Annotated in this window: 1 protein-coding gene; it reads right to left on the minus strand. The window is 51.3% G+C overall.

Features of this window, described 5'->3' with window-relative positions:
• Window positions 1-1,267 (minus strand): transcription termination factor Rho (gene rho, locus L692_RS0101755; protein WP_025696645.1); only part of this gene is annotated, 1,267 nt, incomplete at its 3' end.
• Between the last annotated feature and the right edge of the window lie 369 nt (window positions 1,268-1,636).

The raw sequence follows: 1,636 nt of genomic DNA on the forward strand, positions 1-1,636 counted from the left end.
GGGCGCCTGCCGAATCCTTACCGCCCGAAGCATCGAAGGAAGCCAGGAATTCGGCGTTCGTCTTGCTGTCGCGCAGCTTCTTAATGAAGCTCTCCACAAAGTCGTAGGAATCGTTCATACTCTTGCGGATCGTCCAAATGGTATCCAGCTCCTCCTTGCTCAGCAGCACCTCTTCGCGGCGCGTACCGGAGCGGCGGATATCGATAGCCGGAAAAATGCGGCGCTCCGCAAGCTTCCGGTCGAGATGAAGCTCCATATTCCCCGTACCCTTGAATTCTTCATAAATGATATCATCCATCCGCGAACCGGTATCAATCAGCGCCGTCGCGAGAATGGTCAGGCTTCCGCCTTCCTCGACATTCCGCGCCGAACCGAAGAACCGCTTCGGCCGGTGGAATGCCGCCGGATCAATCCCGCCGCTAAGCGTCCGGCCGGAAGGCGGAACAACAAGATTGTAGGCACGGGCCAGACGAGTGATGCTGTCCAGCAGGATAACGACATCTTTTTTGTGCTCGACAAGACGAAGCGCCCGCTGAAGCACAAGCTCCGCCACCTTGATATGGTTCTCGGGAAGCTCGTCGAACGTCGACGCGACCACTTCGCCCTTTACGGAGCGCTGCATATCGGTTACTTCCTCGGGACGTTCGTCAATCAGCAGCACAAACAGCTCAATCTCGGGATTGTTCGTGGAGATGCTGTTGGCAATCTCTTTGAGCAGGAGAGTCTTGCCGGCTTTGGGCGGAGCGACGATCAAACCGCGCTGCCCGAGGCCGACAGGTGCGAGCAGATCCATGATCCGGGTGGACAAATGAGTTGTCGAGGCTTCAAGCGAAAGCTTGTCCTGGGGATATAGCGGCGTAAGCGCTGGAAAATGAAGGCGTTCGGCCGCGCTGGCCGGATTCTCGCCATTGACGGCATTGACCTGAAGCAGTCCGAAATAACGTTCATTCTCTTTGGGGGTCCGACATTTGCCTGATACCAGATCTCCGGTACGGAGATCAAATTTGCGGATCTGCGAAGCCGAAATATAAATATCCTCAGCACTTGGCAAGTAGTTGATCGGTCTAAGAAAACCGTAACCCTCCGGCAAGATTTCCAGCACGCCTTCCATAAACATCAGACCGCTCTGTTCCGCCTGGGCACGCAGAATAGCAAAGATCAGCTCCCTCTTCTTCATCTGCCCATAATAAGGAATCTGATATTTCTTTGCCAGCTTGTATAAATCGGTCAGCTTCATTTCTTCCAAATCGGAAATTTGAAGATCCATGTAATAACCACCTATTCAATTTAGATAAGTTCCAACAAATGTACAACTCAAAAAAACAACTACAAAGCAATCCTGGCATTTCAGAAAAAGGTGACAGAATGCAGAGGGTAGGCGAGCGGCAATTGGATGCGATGGACGCCCGGTGGATAACCGCAGAGACATGATGCTGACTAGCATATGCCTGAATTCAGAAGCGAGGAATCGGTTGCACAACATCATTAGGATAGCTGATTTGGCTACAATGCCTGATTTCGCTTAAATTGGGTATAGCAAAAAACCTCATTAGGATAGCATTACCCAAAACGGGAGAAGATATGCAGGTTATCGAAAATTTTATAAAAAATCGGGGGATTCCTTAACGGATCCGCA

It is taken from the genome of Paenibacillus forsythiae T98, assembly GCF_000520735.1.
Lineage (GTDB): Bacteria > Bacillota > Bacilli > Paenibacillales > Paenibacillaceae > Paenibacillus_AQ > Paenibacillus_AQ forsythiae.